This is a genomic window from Pseudomonas sp. GW821-FHT09C08 (genome assembly GCF_059418125.1).
Genome location: NZ_JBWKPG010000006.1, coordinates 347,807 through 364,171 on the forward strand (window position 1 = coordinate 347,807; position 16,365 = coordinate 364,171).

The window sequence follows — 16,365 nt, forward strand, 5'->3', positions numbered from 1 at the left end:
GATCTACTGCAGGCGCTGGCTTGCCGGCGATGGCGGTACGTCTGACACACCGCTATCGCCGGCAAGCCGGCTCCTACAGTGATCGGCTTTCAATTTACGCACTCAGCAGCTTGCCGCTGCGGATCGGCGTAGCGCCGGAAACACGGCCCAAGGGGTCGCCCGGCTTCACAAAGCGCACATCGCGGCGCATGTACAACACGCCGGTGGTGTGGCTGTTGATCGTCACGGTCTTGCCACTGTGGGGATCGACGATATCGAACAACGCCTGCCCCGCTTCAATACGACTGCCCACCGCCGCGCGGTGCACCAGCACCCCGGCGCTCGACGCATAGAACTGCTCGCTGCCCGCCAGCGGCGTGGCCGGGTTGCGCAAGGCGGGCAACGGTCGTGGGGTGCCTTCGATGGCGCCCAGGTGGGTCAGGTAATCAATGATCGCCGTGGCGTCATGGTCTGCCAGTTCATACGACACATCCCGCTGGCCACGGTGCTCCACGGTCACGGCGATGCTGCTGTCGGGGATCGGGAATCGCTCGCCAAACCGCTCGCGCAGATTCACCCACAGCAGGTAGAGCGCTTCATCAAAGGAATTGGCCTGGGAATCGGTAGCCAGCAGGGTCGCTTCGGCGCCGATGTAGCGCGCCAACGGCTCGATGGTCGGCCACACCGATTCGCCGGTGTAGAGGTGCATGGCCGCTTCGCGGGAGCAGTGCAGGTCCAGCACGATGTCGGCATCGTGGGCCAGCAGCATCAGGGTCTGCTGCAGCGACTGGTATTCGTCCATCGGCTGGGCGGCGCGCAGGCATTCGCCCCAGGCTTGGCGGATCAGTTCACGGTTGGCGTCGATGTCCTGGCTGAGCAGGTGTTCGATCCTGCTGGCGATTTCCGGGTACGGCACCGGGAAACCACGGTTGTAATTGCGCCCACTGCCCAGCTCGAAACGCCCGCTAGGTGCGCCCATGATGTATTGGCCCAGGCCGGCCGGGTTGGCCACGGCCACCAGCACGATCTGCGCATTCAGGCGGCCGGCATTTTCCAGCGCGGCCAGTTGCCGGCGCAGGTGCGCAGCCACCAGCATCGCTGGGGTTTCATCGGCATGCAGCGCCGCCTGGATATAGATTTTTCGACCCGCACCCACTGCACCGTAATGCTCGCTTTCCACGTGCCTGTGGGTACCTTGTGTCGCTTGCAGCAAGGGGTGTTGATTAAGTTTCATAACGCAGGAGTCTCGATATTCGAGTGATGGTTCTGGAGAAAAGATGCTGTTGAAAAGAGTATCGAGACCGGGTGATCGCCTGTAAGGGCGGCCGGGGCTATCTTGATCTGCAAAACCGATCAGTTGTGATGCCGATCGGGGACAGTGTGATGAGCGGGCTTGCCCCGCTCATCTCAACTAAGCCTCAGACACACGCTTACCAGAGCGCCAGGGTGTAGCCCAGCAGCACGCGGTTCTCGTTGACGTCGTTGTAGAAGTTGCCCTTGGCCAGGGCGTTGCGCCAACGCATCGACACCCCCTTGAACGGGCCGGTCTGCACCACGTAGCTGATGTCCAGATCGCGTTCCCATTCACGGCCTTCGCCGTTGAAGCCGATCACCTCGGCCGAATCACCCTTGGCATACTTGATCCCGAACAGCAGGCCCGGCAGGCCCAGGTCGGCGAAGTTGTAGTCGTAGCGAGCGTGCCAGGCGCGCTCCTTGGTCTGGGTGAAGTTGGTGAACTGGTACTCGGTGAACAGGTAGCTGATCGAACCATCCAGGTAGGTGAACGGCGTGGTGCCGAACTGCCGCTGGAAGCCGCCGCCGATGCTGTGGCCGCCATACTGGTAGGTCAGGCGTGTACTCAAGGCGCGGTTATCGACATCACCCGCGAGGCCAGCGCCGTCCTTGTCGGCCTTGAAGTAGCGCACGTCGGTCTTCAGGCTGCCCGGCCCCAGGCCAAAGCTGTTCTTGAAGCCGCCGTATTGCTGGTGGTAGATGCTGTCGAGCGCGGCGTAGTGGTAGCTGAGCAACGTGTTGGGGGTCAGCGAATAATCGCCGCCGGCAAAGCGGAACTGATCGCTCAGGGCCGTGCTTTTGTAGACCTTGCTGACCGTGGTCAGCTTCATGTCTTCGTAGTTGGTGGAATCGCGGTCCTTGGCCTGGTCCAACTGACCGAGGCTGAGCTTGAGGTTGCTGATGTCATTGGACACCAGCTGCGTGCCACTGAACGACTGCGGGAACAGGCGGCTGGTATTGGGTTGCAGGGTCGGAAGATCCGGCACCAGGTAGCCCACGCGCAGTTCGCTCTTGGCGAAGCGTGCCTTGGCGGTCACGCCGAGCTTGGAGTAGCTGTCGGAAGCGCGCTTGTCGCTATCACGTTGCAGCAAGCCGGTGCCGGATTTGTCCGGGCTGGAGTCGAGCTTCAAGCCGAGCATGCCCATGGCGTCCAGGCCAAAACCTACCGTGCCCTCGGTAAAGCCGGACTTGATCCCCAGCAGAAAGCCCTGGGCCCATTCGGCGCGCACCGACTGGCTGGCTTCTTCGCGGTAGTCACGGTTGAAGTAGTAGTTCTTCAATTCCAGCGTACCGCTGCTGTCCTTGATGAAATCTGCATGGGCGGCGAACGGGATCAACCCGCTGCTCACGACGCCCACGCCGGTGATGAGTTGAGTCAGGGATTTTTTCATTTTTTTAAGCTCCTGGCAGTGTCATGGTTGGGGGTTTTTATTGTTCTTCGGGCATGGCTTCGCCGTTCGCGCAAATCGGCGATTTGCGCGGCGGGTGACGTCAGTCCTGGGTTACAGCGCTAGCGGTACAGGGCCTTGGCGAATGCGGTAGCCACCGTTTTCAAGTTTCTCCAAGGGGCTGGCAGCGGCCAGCAGCTTGCGGGTATAGGGGTGCTGCGGGCGGTCGAAGATCTCATCCCGCGCGCCCATTTCCACCACCCTGCCCTCGCTCATTACCGCCACCCGGTGGGCGATGCGCTCCACCGCCGCCAGGTCGTGGGAGATGAACAGGCAGGCGAAGCCGTACTGCGCCTGCAGGCGTTCGAACAGCTCCAGGATTTGCTTCTGGATGGTCATGTCCAGGGCCGAGATCGGCTCGTCGGCAATCACCAACCGTGGGTGGCGCACCAGCGCGCGGCCAATGGCGACACGCTGGCGCTGGCCACCGGACAACTGATGCGGGAAGCGGTCGACAAACTGCTCGGCCAGGCCGATATCCACCAGCGTCCTGGTGACGCGCTCACGCTTCTGCTCGGCGCTCATGCCCGGTACATGGCGCAGCGGTTCGGCGAGGATGTCGCCGATCTTCATGCGCGGGTCGAGAGACGAATACGGGTCCTGGAAAATCATCTGGCATTGCAAACGGTGTTCGCGGTTGACGGACTTGAGGATGTCCACGCCCTCAAACTCGATGGCGCCGGCACAGGCTTTGTTCAGGCCGACAATCGCGCGGCCCAGGGTGGTCTTGCCAGAGCCGCTGCCGCCCACCAGCGCCAGGGTTTCGCCCGGTGCGATGCTGAGGTTGGCCGAATGCACCACGCGCTTGAACGGCGTGCGGCCCCACAGGCTGCGCGGGCCAGGGTGTTCGATGCACACGTCGCGGACCGTCAGCAGCGGGCCATCGGCCTGGGGCAAGTCCGCCAACACGCCACGGCGCGGCAAGGCTTCCAGCAGCTGGCGGGTGTATTCGGCCTTGGGCGCCAGCAGGATCTGCTCAATGGTGCCCTGCTCCACCGCGCGGCCTTCGCGCATCACCACCACCTTGTCGGCGTAGCGCGCCACCAGGGACAGGTCATGGCTGATAAACAGAATCGCCGTGCCCTGCTCGCGGGTCAGGTCGAGCATCAGCTTCAACACGTCCAGTTGTGCCAAGCAGTCCAGGGCCGTGGTGGGTTCGTCGGCAATCAGCAGCGCCGGGCGCAGCAGCATCACCGAAGCGAGCATGATGCGTTGGCGCATGCCACCGGAGAACTCGTGAGGGAACGCCGCCAGGCAACGTTCGGCGTCCTTGATGCCGATATGGCCGAGCATCTCCAGGCTGCGTTCGCGGATCTGCGCATCCGTGAGCTTGGTGTGCAGGCGCAGGCCCTCGGCCATTTGCTCGCCGATGCTCATGGACGGGTTCAACGACACCATGGGTTCCTGGAACACCATGCCGATCTTGGCCCCGCGCAGTTGGCGCAGTTGCTCGGGCTTGAGGCTGTTGAGGTCATGGCCCTGGAACCGCACCTGGCCGCCGCAGTGTTGCAGCGGTGGCGGCAGCAGGCCGATGGCGGCGCGGGCGGCCATGGTCTTGCCGCTGCCGGACTCGCCCACCAACGCGACGATTTCCCCCGGCGCGATGGTGAAGCTCAGGTCGTTGACCGCCAGCGGGCCGTGGGTGCCGACGCGGATTTTCAGGTGATCGACTGCCAGTAATACATCAGTCATGGTCATTTACTCATCCGTGGATCAAGGCGGTCACGCAAGGCATCGCCACACAGGTTGAACGCCAGCAACGCCATGGCGATGCAGACACCGGGAAACAGCCCCAGCCAACTGGCCGTGGCGATATACGGCCGGCTGGCCGCCAGCATGTTGCCCCAGGTCGCCGCCGGTGGCGGCACGCCCAGGCCGAGGAAGCTCAGGGAGCTTTCCGCGAGGATCGCCCAGCCGAACATGCTGGTGGCCAGCACGCACACCGGCGCCACGCAGTTCGGCGCAATATGGCGCAGCATGGTGTACAGCTCGGAGTTGCCGATCACCCGCGAGGCCTCGACAAACTCCTTCTCGCGCAGCGACAACACCGTGCCGCGCACCACCCGCACCACCGACGGCGTATAGGCCAGGCTCAAGGCGAAGACGATGCCGTACAGGCTCGGACCGATGATCGCCATCAAGCCCAGGGCCAGCAGGATGCCGGGGAACGCCAGCAGCGCGTCGTTGATCATCATCAGGCCACGGTCGACCCAGCCGCGCAGGAAACCGGCCAGCAAGCCGAGGAAGGTACCGGCGATAATCGCCATGCTCACCGTCAGCACACTCACCCACAGGCTGGTGTGCGCGCCGATCATCAAGCGGCTCAAGACATCGCGGCCGTATTCATCGGTGCCCAGCCAGTGCGCAGCGGTCGGCGCCTGCAACCGCGCCAGCAGGTTCAGCGCCAGCGGATCATGGGGCGTCCATACCAGGCCGAGCGCGGCCATGATCAATAGCAAGCCCAACAGGAACGCACCGATCAGCGCATTCAACGGCGGCACGCGCCAGGCCCTGGGGGCACGCACCGGTGCAGGCAGTAGCACCTCGGGTGCAACAGGCAGTGGCTTATTCATAACTTAACCCTGGGGTCGAAGAGCGGGTACAGCAGGTCCACCAACAGGTTGACCAGCACATAGACAAAGGTCACCAGCAGCAGGCAGCCCTGCAGCACCGGGTAGTCACGGGCGTAGATGGCGTCGACCATCAGGCGGCCGATGCCCGGCAGGGTGAACACGGTTTCCAGCACGGCAATGCCGCTGAGCAGGTTGCCGAGGATCAGGCCGATAAGGGTCAGGGTCGGTGCAAACGAGTTGCGCAACGCATGGCGCCACAGCACCGCACGTTCCGACAGGCCCTTGGCGCGGGCATGGGTGATGTACTCCAGGCGCAACACCTCGATGGCACTGGCCCGCGCCATGCGGGTGATTGCACCCAGCTCCACCAGGGTCAGGGTGACGATCGGCAACACGATGAAACTCAAGGCCTGCCACGGTGACTGGCCGAACGACACGTAGCCCACCACCGGCAACCAGCCCAGCTTGATGCCAAACGCATACAGCAACAGCAGGCCGAGCCAGAAACTGGGGATCGACAGCAGCAGCGTGGCGGTCGACACCACGCCAAAGTCCAGTGCACTGTCCTGCTTCCACGCCGACAGCAAGCCGGCCGGCACCGCAATCAAGGCAGCCAGCAACACCGACACCAACACAACCCCGGCACTCACCTGGAAGCGATCGAGGATCAGCGGTAGCACCGCCTCATTGGTGGTGATCGAATGCCCAAGGTCGCCACTGAGCACCGCCTTCAACCAGATTACAAACTGCACTGGCAGCGGCTGGTCCAGGCCCAGGGACGCACGCGCGACCTCCAGGCTATGGGCGTCGGCCATGTCGCCAAGCATCAGCAGGGCCGGGTCACCAGGCACCAGGCGGATGATCGCGAACACCATCAGCGAGATCAGCAGCAAGGTCGGGACTGACATCGCCAGGCGTTGGGAGATAAAACGAAACATCCTCAATTGCTCCCGGAAGCAGGGACGCTGACGGTCCACAGGCGCGGCTTGGACACCGGCCAAGTGCGCAGGCCCTTGACGTAGTCACGGCTGGCGGCAATCGCGTTGCCGTTGTACATCGGGATCATCGGCACATCCTTGATCATCTGTTGGTGCAGTTGATCGAACAATGCCTGGCGCTTGGTAATGTCGCCTTCGCGCTGGGCTTCACGCAGCCATTCACGAGCCTGGGGGTTGTCCCAGACCTTGCGGGCTTCCTTGTCTTTGTCGCCGGTCATCGAGTCGAAACTCAGGGCCGGGTCGAGGCGCTCGGAGTACGGGAACGCCATCATCTGGTAGTTGCCGCTCTGGTAGCGCTCCAGTTGCGTGCCCCACTCCAGGGTCTCCAGCTCCAGGTTGATGCCGCTGGCCTTGGCCATGGCCTGCACGAATACGCCCATGTCGAAAATCGCGGCGTAGCGTTTGTTGACGATCAGTTTGATCGGCTCGCCCTTGTAGCCAGCCTCACGCAACAATTGCGCGGTCTTGGCCGGGTCGAAGGTGTAGCCCTGGTCTTCGATGGCCGTGTGGTAATGGCTGCCGCTGGCGACCATCGAGTTGTTGGCCTTGGAACGCCCGCCGGTGAGGGCTTCGACGATTTGCGCCGAATCCAGGGCATGGGCGATGGCCTGGCGCAGGCGCACATCCTTGAGCAGCGGGTCGCGGGTCTGGAACAGCAAGGCGTTGACCGACATGGTGCCGCTGGAGGTCACGCGCACGCCGGGGTTGGCCGCCAGTTCGGTGGCGTCCAGCGGGGTGACGTCGATCAGCAAGTCGACGTTTTTCGACAGCAAGGCGGCTTTGGCGGCGGCCGGGTCCGGGATCACCAGCAGGCGCACGCGGTTGAGGGTGGTGGATTTGTTGCCGGTGTAGCCATCGGGCTGTTGTTCATCGCGGGCGCTGTAGTTGGGGTTACGCAGCAGTTCGACGTATTGACCGGGCTTCCACTCGCCCAGCTTGAACGGGCCGGTGCCGACCGGGGCCTTCCAGCTGCCATCGGCGTTGAGCGAGTCCGAGGAGAGGATGCCGCTGCCGCCACACTCCGGCAGTGCGGTACTGGTAAGGAACAGGCCATTGGGCTTGTCGAGGGTGAACACCACGGTGAGTGGGTCCGGGGCGCTCATGTCGACGATCTTGGCGCCACCATGGCCATCGAATTCAGGCGCGCAGCGCCATTGGGTCCTGGGGTCGAGGAAGCGCTTCCAGGTCCACAGCACGTCAGCGGAGGTCAGCGCCTTGCCATTCTGGAACTTCACCCCGTCGCGCAGGTGGAAGGTGTAGCGCAGGCCGTCGTCGGACACCTGCACATCCTTGGCCAGCAGCGGGCCGACGGTGGCGTCTTCACGAAAGGCCACCAGCCCTTCGGTGAGGTGCATGATCACCGCGTCGGAGTTGGTGTCGCGGTTGACACCGGGGTCGGTGCTGCGGATATCGGCGTTGAGCGCCACCTTCAACACACTTTCGGCGTGGGCAGTACCCGCCAGCGCCGCAGACAAAGCGCCTGCCAGGATTAAAGTCTTGTTCATGATAAATGCACCTTAAATGATCCTTACGCTTGGGGTTCGGACGCTGGCAGGACCCAAAAAGAGGCACGGCCGAACACCTGGATAGTTGTTGTTGTTTTAGTCGCCTTCACGGTCGGCGAATGTTCCTGGACCGATCTTATTCTTCACGCGGCAAGCTTGAGAAGAACGCTCCAGGTGATCAGGCTCGGCTTTTCCGATCACCCTCCGGGCCGTTCACAACCTGCCCCCAGCCTACCGAAAAATCAGGGCCCGGAGCCGTTTGCGCGCGTTCAAAAATAATGAACCTGATCGGCCAAACCGATCTGTGCGCACCTGGAGGCATCAGATAAGCTAGCGGGTATTCAATGGTTCAAATGCTCAAACCCGAGGCCGTCCTTCATGACACTCACCCATCTTCGTGCGTTCTGTGCCGTGGTCGAAAAAGGCAGTTTCCGCTCTGCCGCGCGCCAGTTGGATGTGGCGCAAAGCACCCTGACCCAATCGATCCAGACCCTCGAAAAAGAACTCGGCGTGGTCTTGCTGCAACGCTCGAACCAAGGCATCAACCTGACGTCGGCTGGCGAAGTGTTCCTGGTGCGCGCCCGTTCCATCACCCTCGATTGCGAACGCGCGCTGCTCGACCTGCAACCCTGGAAAGGCGAGCCCGAAGGCCATATCGACCTGGGCGTGACCTCCGAGCCCCTGGCCGAGCTGCTGGTGCCGGTGCTGAGCAACTTCACCCAACGCTTCCCGCGCATCCAGGTGCACGTGGCCAGCGGCACCACCAAGGGCCTGGTCGAAAAGGTCCGCGATGGTCGCCTGGATTTCGTGCTGTGCCCGCTGGCACCGAATGTCACCGATATCGACCTGTCCATCGACCGTCTCTACAGCTCCAGCGCCGGCATTATCGCGCGCAAGGGCCATCCGTTGGGCCAGGCCAGATCGGTGCGGGAACTGGTGGACTGCCAATGGATCAGCGTGCGCTCCACCGGTGTCATCGGTGGCGCGGAAAACCGCCTGGTCCAGCTGTTCCGCACCCAGGGCCTGGCGCCGCCGAAGATCGCGATTACCACCGACTCGCTGCTGGAAACCCTGCACATCGTCTCGGAAACCGACTACCTGACCATCGAACCGCGCATGCTGCCGGGGATGAAGCTGTTTTCCAGCGCACTCACCACCATCGCCATCGAAGAACCCCTGGCGCCCCGGGATGTGTGCCTGATCAGCCGCCGTTCAGCGCCCCTCACCGGGGTCAGCCAGGAACTCACCAGCATGCTGATTTCCTATTCCCGGCTGGTACACCGCAGCCGTTGATCGCCACCCTTGCCGAGCCTTTTCATGCCCCTGACTTCCTACGATGGTCTGCCCCGCGCCAGCGCCAGCAGCCTTGGCATTGACCCCGACTGTTTGATCGCGTTTCTCGATGCGGTCAAGGCCGCCGGCCTCGACCTGCACGGCTTCATGCTGCACCGCCACGGCCACGTGGTTGCCGAAGGCTGGACCTGGCCGGTAGATCCCAATGAGCCACGCGTGCTGCACTCCATGGCCAAGAGTTTTACCGGCTGCGCCATCGGCCTGGCCATCCAAGAAGGCTTGCTCAATCTCGATGATCGGCTGGTGCGTTTCTTCCCCGATGAAGTCCCCGCGAACGCCGACCCGCGCCTGGCCGACATGACTGTCGAACACCTGCTGACCATGCGCACCGGGCACGCCAGCAACACCTCCGGCTCAGTGTGGCGCAGCATCAGCACCAGTTGGATCGCCGAGTTCTTCAAGATCCCCCTGGCCTACGCGCCGGGCACCGAATACGTGTACACCAGCGCGGCCAGCTACATGCTCTCGGCGCTGATCAACCGCGTCACCGGCCAAACCCTGCACGACTACCTCAAGCCACGCCTGTTCATCCCCTTGGATATTCACAATGAAACCTGGGACATCGGCCCGGACGGCGTGAACCCCGGCGGCAACGGCCTCACCGCCCCCGTGTCGGCGGCGCTGAAACTGGCGGTATTGCACGCCCAGAACGGTGTCTGGGACGGCCGGCAGGTATTGCCGGCGGCGTGGGTCCAGGCCGCTACCCAACCCCAGGGCGGCCCCGACAGCCGCTACGGCTACCACTGGATGATGAAACCGCGCCCAGCCTTCAGTGCGCTGGGGGTGTTCGTACAGATGGCCGCGGTGTACCGCGAACACAACGCAACCTTGGTGCTGGTAGGTGGGATGAAAAACTCGGCAGAGATCGTGCCGTTTATCGAGCGTTATTTTCCCGCAGCCTTCAGCGAGGATTGCAGCGTGAAACCCGAAGCCGATTCACGGCTGGAGCAACGGCTGGCGAGCATGGCTGAGCAGCCTCTACTGGTTTCAGACTGCCCGGCGCCCGAGGATTCGATACGCGTATTTGCCGTGGCCGAAAACGGGCTTGGCGTGCGCCAACTGTCGTTCGCGTTTACAGGCCATGTACTCACCTTCGAACTGACCGACAGCCAGGCCACCCATCGCTTGCAGATCGGCATCGACCACTGGCTCACAGGCCTCACCAGCATGCCGGGCCGTGCGTTGCACCATGGTTATGAATTCAACCACGCACAGATCGTGGCCGGTGCCCGCTGGTTGGATCAAAAGACGCTGGAGATGACCTGGATCTATCCGCAGACCGCATTCAGGGATCGGGTGAAATGTGTGTTTGAAGGCAACAGCGTGAGCTTCGCCCGCACGGTGAACGTCAACAGCGCAGAGCGAGAGCAGGAAGTGCTGGTGGGCAAACGCCTGTAAGTCAACCCGCTCACCACATAGAATCTTTAGAACCTGGCTGGGCGTAACACCCAGGTGCCGGCATCGCCGACAAGCCAGCTTCTACAGGTTGACCGTGGTCGCCGTGCGAGCCCTTGGGTTACTTGGGGCTGGGCCGGCATTCCGGCTCTTTTTCAAAGTGATCCGCTGTAAAAGCACGACCCATGGCAACCGCGACCGCAGCAACGGATATGGACTCAAGACCGAGGCTTCTTCCCCCGCTCCTGCCCGCGCAGGTACAACGCCTCCACCAGTTTCTGCCGTTCATCCTGCGGCAAGGTCCCGGCAAACTGCGCCAGGGTGCCATCCACCAATGCCCTTAGCGCTGCATCCGCCTCGCGCGCCTTGGCCAACTCGGCCACCAACACTTCATGGTCCAGCGTGGGTGCCTCCAGCTGCTTGATCACCCCCATGCGCGCCTCACGTCCGGCCATGATCAACGGCTGGCTGTCGGCACTGTTCTGTCGCAGCAACTGGCGCAGTTCCCTGCGCCGCTCCGGTGGCAGGTTGATCATGGCCTGGCGCAGGCCGTGCTGGTTGACCAGCACTTGCGCCGGCTTGGCACTGGCCATCCAGTGGTAAAGGCCACCGCCGACCCCGCCGATCAAAAACACATTGAGCAACACCGAAACGAACAACCACGGTTTAAGGGATCTGACGGTCATTGCTCGGTTTCCTCAGCGTTGACGGTAAAGACGACTTCGGCGTCGCCCTGGTCGAAGACACTGGGCAGCACTTCGGATGACAACATGGGCAACGGCACGCTCATGGACGCCACCAGCATCCCGGTGACGATGCCGGCAATGCCCACGCCGACCAGGCCGGCGGGCGATAACCAGCTGGCGTAGCGTGACCAGAATGAGCGTGGCGCGGATTGACGTATCTGCCGCACCAGCGCCGGGTCGGGCAACGCGAGTTGATGGCTGTCCAACTGATGGTCGAGCCAGCGCGCCTGCTGCAGGGCGTCGCGCGCATGCAGATTGCCGCTGTCGAGCAACGCCTGGGCGGCGGGCTGTTCGGTGTCGGGCCAGCGCTGCAGGTCCGCCCCGTACACGTCGGCCAGATAAGCAAAGCGTTCGGGTGTCATGATTTTCCCCTTCCTGGGCGGGCAAGCCCGGGTGTGTCGGCAAGTTGACTGCGCAACTGGCGTCGGGCCCGCGACAGCAGGCTCTCCAGTGCCTCGACGCTGATATTCATCAGGGCCGCGGCGTCGATATTCGACAGCTCCTGGTAGTACTGCAGCACGATGGCTTCGCGCTGGCGTTCGGGCAAGGCCGCCAACGCGGCGGCCATGCGGGCACTGCGGTCCAGGATTTCCAGCTGTTCATCCGGCGGCGGCGCACTGTCCGCCAGTTCTGCCGTGTCCTCGTCGCTCAGCGGGCGCTCCTTGCGCCGGCGCAGGCGGTCGTGACACAGGTTGAGCGCGACCCGGTGCAACCAGGTGTCGAAACGCGCCTCGCCACTGCGCCAGTTGGCCGCCTGGCGCCAGATGCGCAGGAAGCTTTCCTGGGCCACGTCCTTGGCCTCATCGGCATCGCCCAGGATCCGACTGGCGAGCGCCAGCAAACGCGGGAGCTTGCGCGTCACCATTTCGTTGACGGCGGCAGGTTCGTTATTGCCGATACGCGCCAGCAGTTCAACGTCCGGATCAGTGTCTTTCAATCGGGTAGTTCTCGGGGCCAAGGGTCAAGTTTCAGCGGATCCAATGCCCTTCGCGCCAGTACCAGTTCGGACCATGGGCTTCCCAGTGGCCGGGTTCCCAACGCGCATTGCGCATCACCGGCTGCCAGTGACCCGGCACCCAACCGTAGCCGCGCCCTTCCCAGCGCCAGTGGCCTCGGTCCCAGGCGTAGCCGGGGCGCTGGGCGGGAATCACTTCCACACGCTGCGGCGGCGGTGCCTGCTGGATGATGATTTCGGTCTGGGCAAAGGTCGGGGTGCTCACAAACGCGGCGAGCGCCAGCGGAGCAAGCAAGGCAAAACGCAATTTGGCCAGGGGTCTCATGGCAACTCCTTCAAGCAACCGGCGAAAGTGCGGGTTGCTGATGGGTTGAACGGCGGGTGCGCAAAAAATCCGTCGCGGGCCGCGCGGATTTATTTTCGGGCAGTGCTCGCCAGCAGTATTGCGCAGGGAATGAGAGGGCTTGATGAAATATCTGAAAGCTTCGCGACGGATTTACGCGGGTGGCCGCGTTGAAGGATTAACGCAGGTAAAACCAAGAGGAAACACCATGTACCGTCGCCTTACCATGCTGGTTGCCGCCCTGCTGATCGTCAGCCTCAGCGGTTGCGTGATCCTGCCGGAGCACCGCCATTGCTGCTGGCGCTACTACGGCGCGCTCGACACGCCCAGCCACACCGTCGACAGCTAACTGACCGCCGCAAAGCCACGGCGGCCGGCCTTGAGCTCGGTGCGCAGTTCGCCGATCAGGTTTGCGATGGAACGGATGCTGTCCAGACCCTCGGGGGACACGCGCGTCAGCAGCAGGTCGACGCGTCCAGACACTGGCTCGAACACGCTGATGCGCAGCGAACCGTCGCTGTTCACCGTGCAATCGCACGCAAGCGGCAGGAAGCCGGAGGCCATGATGCGGTTGAATTCGACGATGGAAATCATGATAAGTCCCCTTCCCTGGGCCTCACCCGGTAGTTGTGATGCAGACAGAGTAGATGAGGTTTTGCAGGGGGTGGGGCTGTTCACGCAAAAGTGCCAACCCTGACTCATTTTGCCCCGAAACCGCCGGTTCGCTGGCGTCAGAAAAGCGGTCAACCAGACCTCTCGTCTACTGCCAAAGCCTGGACTTGACTCCAGGCGTGGATCAAAAGACGCTCTTGGCTTTTGGCCATCATCTCGAGCATTCCAGCATGCGCATCGCCCCTCCGAGCCAGCCCGACAGTGACGTGTACAAGACGCTATTGGAGTCGACCAAGGCCATCCCCTGGCGCATCGATTGGCAGACCATGACCTTCAGCTATATCGGCCCGCAGATCGAGGCATTGCTCGGCTGGACCCCGCAAAGCTGGGTCAGCGTCGATGACTGGGTCGAACGCATGCACCCGGATGACCGCGAATACGTGGTGAATTTCTGCGTGTCGCAATCGCGCGCCGGCGTCGACCACGAGGCTGATTACCGCGCGCTGACGGCGAATGGCGACTACGTGTGGATTCGCGACGTGGTGCATGTGGTGCGCAAAGAGGGCGAAGTCGAGGCACTGATTGGCTTCATGTTCGATATCAGCGAGCGCAAGAAGACCGAAGAACACCTGGTGCGCCTGCAGAAACAACTCGAGGAATATTCCTATCAGGACGGCCTCACCGGCATCGCCAACCGGCGCATGTTCGACACTGTGCTGGAGCGCGAATGGGCCAGCGCCCAGCGCAGCCAGTTGCCGCTGTCGTTGATCATCCTGGATATCGATTTTTTCAAGCAGTACAACGACCACTACGGGCATATCAAGGGTGACGAATGCCTGCGCCAGGTGGCACGCACACTGTCGCAGGCGGCCAATCGCCCACGGGATTTCATTGCGCGTATCGGCGGTGAAGAGTTCGTGTGGCTGCTGCCGGAAACCGACGCGGCGTCGGCCCGGCAAGTGGCACAACGTTGCCTGCATCTGATCCGCCAGCAGCAGATCGAACACGGCTTTTCGCCCGTCGCCAACCAACTGACCTTGAGCCTGGGTGTCGGTACGCGGATCGTCACACACGAGAGTGCGATGCTGGGTTTTGTCGAAGACGTCGACAAGTTGCTGTACCAGGCCAAACGTAATGGACGCATGCGCGCAGAGTTTGCCGAGGATGAAGTTTGACGCCGAGGTCAAATCACAGGCAAAAAAAATCCCAAGTAGCTGATGGAAACTTGGGATTTAAAAATGCATAAACCGTGGGAGGTGAACGCCCGGCAATATTACCGATTGTAAAAAGCCGTAACAAGATTATTTTAATCCTTTCGTCGGATTAAAAGTGTTGTAAGTCATTCAATAACCACACTTTTTTAAAGGGAGTCAGCGGTATCAATGCCACTTTTTGGTGCAACTTCCGCTATATATCCACGTATAAGAAAGGGTTATTGATTAATTCGGTGCGCCTCTGCTGATCGACTGTTCGCTCAACTGTTTGCAGCTGTCGCGAAGTTCAAGGCTGCCGGACACTGCCACACTGGCAACCCGCTCAACTTGCCGACACAGTGCCAGGCGCTCGGCGGCCTCCTCGCGCTGGCGATCCGCCTTGGCGTTGAGCTGCATGAAATACCCCCCGAGCAGCACCGCCACGCACAGCACCCCGACCGCATAGTAGCGCAGGCTGTTGGACGGCTGCGGCTCAAGGGGCCTCATGGTTTAGTCCACCCTGCTCTTTTCATAACGCACGTCGTCACCCTCGACCCGGCCCACTACCGACCAGCCCAGGCGTTGGTAGAAACCGTTGGCGCGAATGTCGGCACCACCATCGGTGATCAGGAACAGTCGCTGGTGATGCTTGAACAGCGCCGCCTCGGCCACGGCCATCAACTGGCGTCCGAGGCCAAGGCGCTCATGGGACGGCAAGACGAACATTGCAAACACCTCTCCCTGCGCCAGGTCGACCATGGCAAACGCCACCGGCTGGCCCTCCACCTCGGCAATCCAGGCACAGGGCGCTGCCTGGATAGTGTCGGCCAGCACCTGCGGCGTGATGCCCAGTTCGGCCATCTGCTCGCGGCTCAAGTGGTTCTGCACCACCGAGGTGCGGATGGCAAAAAGCGTGTCGATGTCATCCGTCGTCGCCACGCGGATACGTGTTTGCATACTGGCCTCCCTGATGAAGTGCGCAATTGTATGCAAATAGAAACACACCGATTGTCGTGGATTTGTAAAACGCCTTAACAGGCAGCGGCAGGCCGGCCGCTATGCACTGGATTGACGCCTGAATTGCCCCGGCGCCATGCCGTGAGCCTTGCGGAAACAGCGGGAAAAGTACGCCTCATCGGTAAACCCACAGCGATGTGCAATCACGCCAATCATCTGCGTGCCGTTGAGCAACAGCGTGCGCGCCAATTGCATGCGGCGGTCGAGCACCAGTTGCGAGAAAGGCTTGCCGGTTTCCTTGCGCAGCAGGTGGGTCAGGTAGTTCGGCGACAAAAAGGCCGCGGCGGCCGTATCGGTCAGGTTGAGTGTCGGTTCATGCAGGTGCTCGCGGATATGCGCCTGTACCCGCGCCAGGGCATCCTTGCGCCCGCGTCGGGTGGCGTTGTTGGCAGCGAACGCCTGTAACGGCTCGGCGTATTGCTCGCAGACCAGGCCGATCAGCTGGAACAGATAGCCCTTGAGGCGCTCGCGCGCGCCGAAAGTGCGATGGGCATCCAGGTCGCGCATATGCGCCAGCCAGGTTTTGACCTGCTCGAACGTGGCATCGTCGAGGATGAAGTCCAGCTGTTCCTGGAAGCGAAACGGCGACAGTTCCGGCGCCTGGCCGATGGGGATGTCTTCCAGGTCCAGGGGATCGCACGTCAACTGCGGCAGGAAAAACGCCTGGCTGAAGTTGATCAACAAGAACTCGCCATCCTCGGGATGCGGGATCACATGCAGCCGATGCGGCAGGATGAATGCCAGGGCGTTACGCGGGAACGGCCGCACCGCGCCGCCGATATGCTGCACGGTGTCGCCGCCAAGGTTGATCTGGATCTGGAAATACTCATGGCGATGAGGACTGGTCAGCGCCGCCCTGCCGCGTTTGTCGCGGATGTAGAAGTCGGGGCGGTCGCTGCGCTGCTCCATGCCGTAAGTGGTGACGCGGGTGCCTGGCATAACGGTCTCTCGGATG

At 62.3% G+C, this 16,365-nt stretch carries 18 protein-coding genes; 4 read left to right on the forward strand and 14 right to left on the reverse strand.

Going from position 1 to position 16,365, the window contains the following annotated elements; all coding sequences use genetic code 11:
- Window positions 1–94 precede the first annotated feature (94 nt).
- The 6 genes from AC07OJ_RS22340 to AC07OJ_RS22365 all read right to left on the reverse strand — a co-directional run bounded on the left by AC07OJ_RS22340 (window position 95) and on the right by AC07OJ_RS22365 (window position 7,796).
- Complete coding sequence (locus AC07OJ_RS22340) at window positions 95–1,213, reverse strand: succinylglutamate desuccinylase/aspartoacylase family protein (protein WP_065906360.1); 1,119 nt, start codon at window positions 1,211–1,213, stop codon at window positions 95–97.
- A 196-nt stretch (window positions 1,214–1,409) separates the two neighbouring features.
- The gene (locus AC07OJ_RS22345; protein WP_065906358.1) at window positions 1,410–2,663 is read right to left on the reverse strand and encodes an OprD family porin; all 1,254 of its coding nucleotides are present in this window, start codon (window positions 2,661–2,663) and stop codon (window positions 1,410–1,412) included.
- 111 nt (window positions 2,664–2,774) lie between these two features.
- Window positions 2,775–4,418, reverse strand: a complete 1,644-nt coding sequence (locus AC07OJ_RS22350; protein ID WP_495095216.1) for an ABC transporter ATP-binding protein — start codon at window positions 4,416–4,418, stop codon at window positions 2,775–2,777.
- Window positions 4,415–5,293, reverse strand: a complete 879-nt coding sequence (locus AC07OJ_RS22355; RefSeq protein WP_016977188.1) for an ABC transporter permease — start codon at window positions 5,291–5,293, stop codon at window positions 4,415–4,417. Before AC07OJ_RS22355 ends, AC07OJ_RS22350 begins: the two co-directional genes overlap by 4 nt.
- Window positions 5,290–6,231, reverse strand: coding sequence for an ABC transporter permease (locus tag AC07OJ_RS22360; protein ID WP_495095217.1), 942 nt, complete (start codon window positions 6,229–6,231; stop codon window positions 5,290–5,292). The genes AC07OJ_RS22355 and AC07OJ_RS22360 overlap by 4 nt, the downstream gene beginning before the upstream one ends.
- 2 nt (window positions 6,232–6,233) lie before the next feature.
- On the reverse strand, window positions 6,234–7,796 hold the full coding sequence (locus tag AC07OJ_RS22365) for an ABC transporter substrate-binding protein (protein WP_495095218.1): 1,563 nt from the start codon (window positions 7,794–7,796) through the stop codon (window positions 6,234–6,236).
- Between the two features lie 378 nt (window positions 7,797–8,174).
- Between AC07OJ_RS22365 and AC07OJ_RS22370 the strand changes: the two genes are divergently transcribed.
- Both AC07OJ_RS22370 and AC07OJ_RS22375 read left to right on the forward strand, forming a co-directional pair.
- Window positions 8,175–9,089, forward strand: a complete 915-nt coding sequence (locus AC07OJ_RS22370; protein WP_065906350.1) for a LysR substrate-binding domain-containing protein — start codon at window positions 8,175–8,177, stop codon at window positions 9,087–9,089.
- Window positions 9,090–9,113: 24 nt separating this feature from the next.
- Window positions 9,114–10,547 (forward strand): serine hydrolase domain-containing protein, encoded by a 1,434-nt coding sequence (locus AC07OJ_RS22375; RefSeq protein ID WP_495095219.1) that lies wholly within the window; start codon window positions 9,114–9,116, stop codon window positions 10,545–10,547.
- A gap of 215 nt (window positions 10,548–10,762) precedes the next feature.
- On the opposite strand, the gene AC07OJ_RS22380 is transcribed toward AC07OJ_RS22375, so the two are convergent.
- Genes AC07OJ_RS22380 through AC07OJ_RS22395 form a run of 4 tightly spaced genes read right to left on the reverse strand, consistent with a single transcriptional unit; the run spans window position 10,763 to window position 12,570 of the window.
- The gene (locus AC07OJ_RS22380) at window positions 10,763–11,230 is read right to left on the reverse strand and encodes a periplasmic heavy metal sensor (RefSeq protein WP_120448345.1); all 468 of its coding nucleotides are present in this window, start codon (window positions 11,228–11,230) and stop codon (window positions 10,763–10,765) included.
- A complete protein-coding gene (locus tag AC07OJ_RS22385) occupies window positions 11,227–11,652 on the reverse strand; it encodes a hypothetical protein (RefSeq protein ID WP_213550733.1) in 426 nt (141 codons plus the stop codon). Before AC07OJ_RS22385 ends, AC07OJ_RS22380 begins: the two co-directional genes overlap by 4 nt.
- Window positions 11,649–12,227: an RNA polymerase sigma factor gene (locus AC07OJ_RS22390; protein WP_495095220.1), complete on the reverse strand. Its 579-nt coding sequence runs from the start codon at window positions 12,225–12,227 to the stop codon at window positions 11,649–11,651. Before AC07OJ_RS22390 ends, AC07OJ_RS22385 begins: the two co-directional genes overlap by 4 nt.
- A 31-nt stretch (window positions 12,228–12,258) precedes the next feature.
- On the reverse strand, window positions 12,259–12,570 hold the full coding sequence (locus AC07OJ_RS22395; RefSeq protein ID WP_106804209.1) for a YXWGXW repeat-containing protein: 312 nt from the start codon (window positions 12,568–12,570) through the stop codon (window positions 12,259–12,261).
- Between the two features lie 226 nt (window positions 12,571–12,796).
- On the opposite strand from AC07OJ_RS22395, the gene AC07OJ_RS22400 reads away from it, so the two are divergent.
- Complete coding sequence (locus tag AC07OJ_RS22400; protein WP_162946075.1) at window positions 12,797–12,937, forward strand: hypothetical protein; 141 nt, start codon at window positions 12,797–12,799, stop codon at window positions 12,935–12,937.
- Here AC07OJ_RS22400 and AC07OJ_RS22405 read toward each other — a convergent pair.
- On the reverse strand, window positions 12,934–13,182 hold the full coding sequence (locus AC07OJ_RS22405) for a DUF1652 domain-containing protein (protein WP_065906338.1): 249 nt from the start codon (window positions 13,180–13,182) through the stop codon (window positions 12,934–12,936). The two genes, AC07OJ_RS22400 and AC07OJ_RS22405, sit on opposite strands and share 4 nt — an antisense overlap.
- Before the next feature lie 248 nt (window positions 13,183–13,430).
- On the opposite strand from AC07OJ_RS22405, the gene AC07OJ_RS22410 reads away from it, so the two are divergent.
- Window positions 13,431–14,375, forward strand: a complete 945-nt coding sequence (locus AC07OJ_RS22410; protein WP_495095221.1) for a GGDEF domain-containing protein — start codon at window positions 13,431–13,433, stop codon at window positions 14,373–14,375.
- A 264-nt stretch (window positions 14,376–14,639) separates the two neighbouring features.
- Here AC07OJ_RS22410 and AC07OJ_RS22415 read toward each other — a convergent pair whose 3' ends face one another.
- From AC07OJ_RS22415 to AC07OJ_RS22425, 3 genes are all read right to left on the reverse strand, one after another.
- A complete protein-coding gene (locus AC07OJ_RS22415; protein WP_065906336.1) occupies window positions 14,640–14,900 on the reverse strand; it encodes a hypothetical protein in 261 nt (86 codons plus the stop codon).
- 3 nt (window positions 14,901–14,903) lie between these two features.
- On the reverse strand, window positions 14,904–15,350 hold the full coding sequence (locus tag AC07OJ_RS22420) for a GNAT family N-acetyltransferase (protein WP_213550737.1): 447 nt from the start codon (window positions 15,348–15,350) through the stop codon (window positions 14,904–14,906).
- A gap of 99 nt (window positions 15,351–15,449) precedes the next feature.
- Window positions 15,450–16,349, reverse strand: a complete 900-nt coding sequence (locus AC07OJ_RS22425; protein ID WP_120448342.1) for a helix-turn-helix transcriptional regulator — start codon at window positions 16,347–16,349, stop codon at window positions 15,450–15,452.
- Window positions 16,350–16,365 lie beyond the last annotated feature (16 nt).

Coding starts and splice junctions, on each gene's coding strand:
- AC07OJ_RS22340 (WP_065906360.1), bottom strand. CDS start 1,213: ATGAAACTTAATCAACACCCCTTGCTGCAAGCGACACAAGGTACCCAC.
- AC07OJ_RS22345 (WP_065906358.1), bottom strand. CDS start 2,663: ATGAAAAAATCCCTGACTCAACTCATCACCGGCGTGGGCGTCGTGAGC.
- AC07OJ_RS22350 (WP_495095216.1), bottom strand. CDS start 4,418: ATGACCATGACTGATGTATTACTGGCAGTCGATCACCTGAAAATCCGC.
- AC07OJ_RS22355 (WP_016977188.1), bottom strand. CDS start 5,293: ATGAATAAGCCACTGCCTGTTGCACCCGAGGTGCTACTGCCTGCACCG.
- AC07OJ_RS22360 (WP_495095217.1), bottom strand. CDS start 6,231: ATGTTTCGTTTTATCTCCCAACGCCTGGCGATGTCAGTCCCGACCTTG.
- AC07OJ_RS22365 (WP_495095218.1), bottom strand. CDS start 7,796: ATGAACAAGACTTTAATCCTGGCAGGCGCTTTGTCTGCGGCGCTGGCG.
- AC07OJ_RS22370 (WP_065906350.1), top strand. CDS start 8,175: ATGACACTCACCCATCTTCGTGCGTTCTGTGCCGTGGTCGAAAAAGGC.
- AC07OJ_RS22375 (WP_495095219.1), top strand. CDS start 9,114: ATGCCCCTGACTTCCTACGATGGTCTGCCCCGCGCCAGCGCCAGCAGC.
- AC07OJ_RS22380 (WP_120448345.1), bottom strand. CDS start 11,230: ATGACCGTCAGATCCCTTAAACCGTGGTTGTTCGTTTCGGTGTTGCTC.
- AC07OJ_RS22385 (WP_213550733.1), bottom strand. CDS start 11,652: ATGACACCCGAACGCTTTGCTTATCTGGCCGACGTGTACGGGGCGGAC.
- AC07OJ_RS22395 (WP_106804209.1), bottom strand. CDS start 12,570: ATGAGACCCCTGGCCAAATTGCGTTTTGCCTTGCTTGCTCCGCTGGCG.
- AC07OJ_RS22400 (WP_162946075.1), top strand. CDS start 12,797: ATGTACCGTCGCCTTACCATGCTGGTTGCCGCCCTGCTGATCGTCAGC.
- AC07OJ_RS22405 (WP_065906338.1), bottom strand. CDS start 13,182: ATGATTTCCATCGTCGAATTCAACCGCATCATGGCCTCCGGCTTCCTG.
- AC07OJ_RS22410 (WP_495095221.1), top strand. CDS start 13,431: ATGCGCATCGCCCCTCCGAGCCAGCCCGACAGTGACGTGTACAAGACG.
- AC07OJ_RS22415 (WP_065906336.1), bottom strand. CDS start 14,900: ATGAGGCCCCTTGAGCCGCAGCCGTCCAACAGCCTGCGCTACTATGCG.
- AC07OJ_RS22420 (WP_213550737.1), bottom strand. CDS start 15,350: ATGCAAACACGTATCCGCGTGGCGACGACGGATGACATCGACACGCTT.
- AC07OJ_RS22425 (WP_120448342.1), bottom strand. CDS start 16,349: ATGCCAGGCACCCGCGTCACCACTTACGGCATGGAGCAGCGCAGCGAC.